This is a genomic window from Bradyrhizobium sp. PRIMUS42, from assembly GCF_023006515.1.
GTDB lineage: Bacteria > Pseudomonadota > Alphaproteobacteria > Rhizobiales > Xanthobacteraceae > Bradyrhizobium.
The window spans coordinates 1-1673 of record NZ_JALBGZ010001018.1 but is presented as its reverse complement, the minus strand read 5'-3'; the positions used below and the strand labels follow the sequence as shown (position 1 = coordinate 1673).

Annotated in this window: 1 protein-coding gene and 2 pseudogenes; 1 reads left to right on the top strand and 2 read right to left on the bottom strand. The window is 66.8% G+C overall.

What is annotated here, in order from left to right:
• Nucleotides 1-566: pseudogene (locus tag MOV75_RS37000) on the top strand (tetratricopeptide repeat protein); the annotation flags it as partial.
• Nucleotides 567-796: 230 nt separating this feature from the next.
• Here the strand turns inward: MOV75_RS37000 and fliP are convergent.
• Both fliP and MOV75_RS36990 read right to left on the bottom strand, forming a co-directional pair.
• A complete protein-coding gene (gene fliP / locus MOV75_RS36995) occupies nucleotides 797-1555 on the bottom strand; it encodes a flagellar type III secretion system pore protein FliP (protein ID WP_246932086.1) in 759 nt (252 codons plus the stop codon).
• Nucleotides 1552-1673, bottom strand: a pseudogene (locus MOV75_RS36990) (flagellar biosynthesis protein FliO); the annotation flags it as partial. The gene fliP and the pseudogene MOV75_RS36990, both read right to left, overlap by 4 nt.

Genomic DNA, 1673 nt, shown 5'->3' with positions numbered 1-1673 from the left:
AGCTCAGGCAGCAGCGCCTGCTGCTGGAAGCGCGCGCGCAGAGCGACGTCGGCCGTCACGACCTCGCGCTCGACATCGTCTCCAACGTCTCCGGGCGCGAAGTGCTCCGCCTGCGCTCCGACATCTTCTGGGCGGGCCGGCGCTGGCGCGAATCCGCCGAGCAGATCGAGCTCTATTACGGCGAGCGCTTCCGCGACTTCAAGCCGCTCAACACGGTGGAGAAGAGCGACATCATCCGTGCCGCCGTCGGCTATGCGCTCGCCGACGACTCGATCGGCCTGTCGCGCTTCCGCGAGAAATACGCGCCGCTGATGAGCGAGAGCGCCGACCGTCTCGCCTTCGACATCGCCAGCAAGCCGGCCGCGGCCTCCAGCGCCGAATTCGCCGAGATCGCCAAGCTAGCGGCCAGCGTCGATACGCTCGACGGCTTCCTGCGCGAGATGAAGCAGCGCTTCCCCGACGCCACCGCCCGCGCGCCTAGCTCGCCGCAGGCCAAGGAAGAAAGCGACCACACCGGCTCGCTGCCCACGATCCCGGTCGTGCGGCAGATCAAGATGACGCGCTAGGGCTTTTTCTGCCCCTCGAAGCGGTCCGTGACGGTGCCGCATTCCCCGTCATTGCGAGCGCCGTCGCTACATCCTCCGTCATTGCGACGCAGCGAAGCAATCCAGGAATCTTTCCGCGGCGGCAGCCTGGATTGCTTCGTCGCAAGAGCTCCTGGCAATGACGGGGAGGGGGGCGGGGGGCTCCTTGCGGGAGCGGAGCGGATGTGCCGGCGGGGCTCCCCTCGCCCGCCTCATCCCCCGTAGCTCTGCACCAGGCTTCCTGCCACCAGCGACCAGCCGTCGACCAGCACGAAGAAGATCAGCTTGAACGGGAGCGAGATCGTTGCCGGGGGCAGCATCATCATGCCCATCGACATCAGCACCGAGGCGACGACGAGGTCGATGATCAGGAAGGGCAGGAACAACAGGAAGCCGATCTCGAAGGCGCGCTTCAGCTCGGAAATCATGAAGGCGGGGACGAGGATGCGAAGGGCGAGATCGTCGGGGGTGGCCGGGAGCGGGTCGCCCGAGAGATCCAGGAACAGCTTGAGGTCTTTCTCGCGCACGTTCTTCTGCATGAAGCCGCGCAAGGGCACGGAGGCGCGCTGGAGCGCGTCCTCGACGCCGATCTGGTTGGCGACGAGCGGGCGGATGCCGTCGTCATAGGATTTCTGCAGCACCGGCCCCATCACGAAGAAGGTGAGGAACATCGCGAGCGCGATGATCACCGAGTTCGGCGGCGCGGTCGCCGTGCCCAACGCGGTGCGCAGCAGCGACAGCACGACCACGATGCGCGTGAACGACGTCATCATGATCAGGATCGACGGCGCGATCGACAGCACGGTGAGCAGCGCGATGAGCTGGATCGCGCGCTCGGTGACGCCGCCACCGCCGGCGCCGCCGCCGAGATTGATGCTGATGTCCTGCGCATGCGCCGGCATCGCTGCCGATGCCGCGCCGATCAGAACAGAAAGGAAAAGAACTCTACGCGGGAGGGACGGCAGCCTCACGAAGACGGCTTCGGACGGCCGAGCAGCGAGGCCATCTCGTCTTCGAGATTTTCAAAGCTGGTCTTTTCCGCGGCCGGCTTCGGAGGCGGGGCCGGGGGCGCCGCCGGCTCGCTGCGAG